Origin of the sequence: uncultured Flavobacterium sp. (genome assembly GCF_963922255.1) — a bacterium.
Classification (GTDB): Bacteria; Bacteroidota; Bacteroidia; order Flavobacteriales; family Flavobacteriaceae; genus Flavobacterium.
Window position 1 is genome coordinate 1 of record NZ_CAWUIC010000037.1, and the last position, 4,591, is coordinate 4,591.

Sequence of the window (4,591 nt, forward strand, 5' to 3'; positions counted from 1 at the left end):
TATTAATAAAAAAAATAGTGTTTTCATAATGGGTTTTCCAAATTTGCTGTTAACGTTTGACGGCTTGTGGCAGTTGCGTAAATTTAACACTTAATTTCACAAGTACAAAACTCCTCGTGGAATTTTCGGAGAAAATTCCGAACACAAACCGAGCCTAGCAATTACTACAAACGGTTGTTAGCCGTAGTTATTCTCTATCAGGAAGGAAACCTAGCTCTTTCGGATACTTTTTAAATGATTTCACCTTTTCTTTGGCTTCGGTATATTTAGATTCACTAACATATAAAGTACTTAAAGAATCCCAGTTTGATTTTATATTAGAAATGGATTCTTCAATATTTTGAATTTGATTAAAATTTGTTAAAACTTTTTCAATTTCATGTCTAATTTTTTCATATTCAATCCCAATTTTTCTATGAGTTTCAGCTTTTTCACCAGGTTTTATAAAAGATTGATAACCAGTTAATATAGCAACAATTAAAAGAATAAATGGCATAATATAGTTTTTTACTATTAATTCATAACAAATGGGAATCTATATGTAAACGCAACTAATGTTGATAATACAAACGCTGAAATTCCAGTAAACTTCTCAATTTTACCATAATAAATTGATTGAAAACAATGTGCATATTCTAGTTGATGAACTTTTCTCATCCAATCCAAAAGCATTAATTCTTTTTGTCCCATTTTTATTCTTTTTGAAGTTGGCTATCAATTTTATTTAATAAATTATTTGGATCTATAATAACTTTGCGGTTAATTTCAGATTCTTTTATAGATTTTGGGCCTATTACAAATGATTCTCCAAGACCTTCTTTACCTGTAAAAGAGAAAAATGTTGCAGTGCAATTAGGAGAATTTAAATGACCTGATTTATGTAATTTGCTAGGTTTTATTTCATAATAACCCATAGAATTGTGAATTTCTTCGCTGACCAAATATAACTTTGTATTAATATTTTTATTTACTGCTTTAGAACTATGCTGATTAACCTGATTTAACGAATCGTTATATACAACTTCAAAAAAAGAATGTTCACTTTCTTTTGAATTTGTTTCATACTCATATCTATTATTAATTACCTTACCACTAATTATCCAACTTCTTGCAAAAAAAGTATGTGAATGAATGGAAAAATCTTCTGCTTTTTCTAAATCTATAAACTCATTTAAACTGTCATCCCAAATATGAAGCCTTATAAAATCAAAAACTTCTAGATTTGTTTTGTTTTCTTTTTTAAATAAAGGAATTGATAAAAAGCCTTGTGAACCGATTGAAGATATAGTATATTCAATTGGAATAATTCTAATTGATTTAGAAACTAAACTCCAAACAAATTTTATATTTAGGTTTTTTTGAATTTCCCTACAATGTATTATTTCTCTAATTGAAATAATTCTATATATTAATGAAGAAATAAAAGAATTTTCTAATCCAGAAGCAAAAGTCAATAAATTATCAATTGAAATTTCATTTTTTATTCCAAAAATTAAATCAATTATTTCGCTTTCGGTTTTAATTACTTGTTTAAAACTTTCACTGTAGCCTTTTATAGTTGGTTCGTAATATTTAGATAATTCTTGTTTTGTTATAATTATTTCTTGATTCATACGATTTTTTTATAATTACGGCTAACGTGTTGCCGCTTGTGGCAGTTGCGTAAATTTATAACAAAAGTTTACAAGTACAAAACTCCTCGTGGAATTTTCGGAGAAAATTCCGAACACAAGCCAAGCCTAGCAATTGCTACAAACGGCTGTTAGTAACTGGCTTTAATTATGTTTATGTCTTTGTCCAAATTATTTTATAGTTTGGGAATTTACTTTCAAACTGTTGTTTTATTTTCTGTAATGTATTTGAATCAATATTTTTATGTTCAATTTCGATTCCGATTAAGTGGTCACTTAAACAGAAACTTTTAAATATTATTTTCTGTTTGTCATTATATGAATTTAAATTTAGTTTTTCTCCAAATTCAGTTCCGTAATTCATTAAATTTATTTTACTAAGTAACTTTTGTATTTTGAGTTTAAACCATCTTTCATTCGGCAATTTAACACTTTCTGGATTTATTTTTTCTGACTTCTGAAGTTTAAAATTTAATTCTTCCGCAATCTTTTCCACTTCAAAAGTGTATTCCTTCGACAAAGTATAGCTTCGGTCGTATGTCATGAATTTGTAAAACAGAAAAAATCCTATTATCAATAGGATTGGATAAAATATTAATTTATTTTTTTTCGTGTTATTCAAAAGTTGTGTTTTAAGCTTGTTACTAACGGTTCGCGGCTAGCGAAAGCCACAAAGATTTAAGACTAACCATAACAAATATAAAACTAAATTTGGAAAATCCGACAGGATTTTCCAAAAGTTGACCAAGCGTTTGTGGTTTTTGCTAACCGCTGTTGTGCACAGTACTTTATTTCCATTCCGAAATTAATTGAGACAAACCTTTTTCAATTCCTTCATAATAATTACCATTTTTAAATTCAGGAATCATAGTTTTATCAATTACTGACTTACAAAAACTATCGCTTAGAATTTTTTGTGTTTCAGTTCCTGTCGAAATTCTAATTTTTCTCAAAGTTTTACTAAACACTATTGTCAAACCATTATCTTTCCCTTTTTGTCCAACACCCCAGTTATTTGATAAATCTATTGCATATTTATCAAAATCATCATAACTTTTTATAGATTTTATAGATACAATTGCAATTCTATTTGAAGTTTTCTTTTCAAACTCTCTTATTATTCTAGTTAACTTTTCTAATTCTTCTACAGAAAAAACAAATTCAAAATCATTTACTTCGCGTTTTTGTTTAGGAAATTCACTTTCTCCAAAATCATAAGAACTAAATTCAACTTTCGGTGCATTTTCTTCAGGATTTTCACTATTCATTACACTTTTATAGTAATCATCTGCTTTCCATAATCTATATTCTAGATTCCAAGATTCAGGAATATAAAATGGTCTAGCATAATAACTTTGATATTCAATAAGTATATTTTGAGAACTATAAATTTTTTTCAAAACCGTTTTAGTTGTTTTACAGTCTGAATCTAAACCTTCAGTAATTTCAACTGCATCATTTTCCAAAGAGTAATAAGGAAATCTATAACTATAAGGTATTCCATATTCAGTTTTCAAATTTTTCAAATTAAAGCTAAAATCTACATTTGCACATTCAATAACTTTTGATTCCATTGAAAATTTGACTTCAACCTTATAATTTTTTTCGTTTTCTATTTTCGGTAACAATAAATCTACTCTTTTAAACCCTTCCTTTGGATTTGGGTAATTGGGTTTATTTTGAGAATGTGAAGTAAAACTTAAAAATAAAATTAAAATAATGATTGTCTTTTTCATACGTTTTTTTAGGTATTGTGCACAACGTGTTTGTATATGATTTCGTTGCGTGTTTCAGCACTAAAGTTAGCAAATAAATCACAGATAGAAAGTCCGCGAGGACTTTCGTAAGTAGGCTATAACTAGCAATGAATTATACACGGTGTTGTAGCACGTATTTATTTCAGTTTTATGGTAATTCAAAAGTCGGATTATCAAAACAACTTTCCAAATATTTCATTCCGATTAATTGTTCTATAATTTGTCCTGTTTTCGAATGACAATAATTGTGGTTTTCGGCAAAATCCAATACTTTATTAATTCCATTAGTTAGGTTTTCGGAACTTTCCAAACTAAAAATTTCAATCCAATCCTCATTCACGATTGCATAGTAGAAATTCGGCTCATCATTTTCTATATAAGCGAAAGTATAAATTCCACATTCCACTTTTTTTTCTTTGTCAACACCATAGTAAATATCCATTTTCGAGACTAGCAGAAAGTCTGAATATTTAAAGTATTGGTCAATATCATTAATTTCTTTTCTTTCTACTAGAAATTCCGCAAGTCTTAATTTCAATGCATTTAAGTCGTAAGTGCTCTTTCTTGGTTTTAATTCAAATTCACAATTTTTATCATTTCGACGTCTTGGGTTTTTATTTATTCTATAATGCACACCTATGAGTCTTGAAATATAATCTTGAGTGATTTCAGTACAATATTTTTGACTTTTAGCAAATTTCAATGTTGTCTCTATTGAGTCTTTCAAACCTTGAGTAGTTGAGATATCTAAAATGCTAAATGAATTATTGTCTACAATAACAAAAAAGGAAAGATTGTGTGTTGAGCCATTATTAAAAACATAAATTCCGTTTTTGAGGTTTTCGTCAACTCGATTTTTATGAATTCCTCGAAGGCTAACTCTTTTGTCATTACTTCTGATTTGATTTTTTTCCATCAAAAATTCCGCAAGTTCGAGTTTCAAACTTTCAACAGTCAATTTTTCAGTTTCTTGGCAAAAACTGAAGTTTGATGCAAGCAAAATTATTAATAGAAGTACTTTTCTCATATGTGCTACAACGTTCCGGCGCTTGGCGAGGTTGCGAACTTCGGAGCCGATTATTTTCTATCAAAGATAAAATTTCTTGCGAAATGTAAACGTGAATTTACTACAAAATTCGCAATCTTGCCAAGCATCTATGTAAAAGCATAACTTTGAGTTTCCAAAAACGAAGATTATGCAAT

6 protein-coding genes are annotated in these 4,591 nt (G+C 28.2%); all 6 read right to left on the reverse strand.

The genetic code is table 11. The features are described from left to right. Positions 1 to 187: 187 nt before the first annotated feature. Positions 188 to 496: an SLATT domain-containing protein gene (locus AABJ49_RS14135; RefSeq protein ID WP_338378939.1), complete on the reverse strand. Its 309-nt coding sequence runs from the start codon at positions 494 to 496 to the stop codon at positions 188 to 190. 17 nt (positions 497 to 513) lie between these two features. Next, the gene (locus AABJ49_RS14140; RefSeq protein ID WP_338378940.1) at positions 514 to 690 is read right to left on the reverse strand and encodes a hypothetical protein; all 177 of its coding nucleotides are present in this window, start codon (positions 688 to 690) and stop codon (positions 514 to 516) included. A 2-nt stretch (positions 691 to 692) separates the two neighbouring features. Next, positions 693 to 1,613 (reverse strand): hypothetical protein, encoded by a 921-nt coding sequence (locus AABJ49_RS14145; RefSeq protein ID WP_338378941.1) that lies wholly within the window; start codon positions 1,611 to 1,613, stop codon positions 693 to 695. A 172-nt stretch (positions 1,614 to 1,785) separates the two neighbouring features. Next, positions 1,786 to 2,175: a hypothetical protein gene (locus AABJ49_RS14150; protein WP_338378942.1), complete on the reverse strand. Its 390-nt coding sequence runs from the start codon at positions 2,173 to 2,175 to the stop codon at positions 1,786 to 1,788. Between the two features lie 244 nt (positions 2,176 to 2,419). Next, the gene (locus AABJ49_RS14155; protein ID WP_338378943.1) at positions 2,420 to 3,367 is read right to left on the reverse strand and encodes a TPM domain-containing protein; all 948 of its coding nucleotides are present in this window, start codon (positions 3,365 to 3,367) and stop codon (positions 2,420 to 2,422) included. 169 nt (positions 3,368 to 3,536) lie between these two features. After that, complete coding sequence (locus AABJ49_RS14160) at positions 3,537 to 4,304, reverse strand: hypothetical protein (RefSeq protein ID WP_338378944.1); 768 nt, start codon at positions 4,302 to 4,304, stop codon at positions 3,537 to 3,539. Positions 4,305 to 4,591 lie beyond the last annotated feature (287 nt).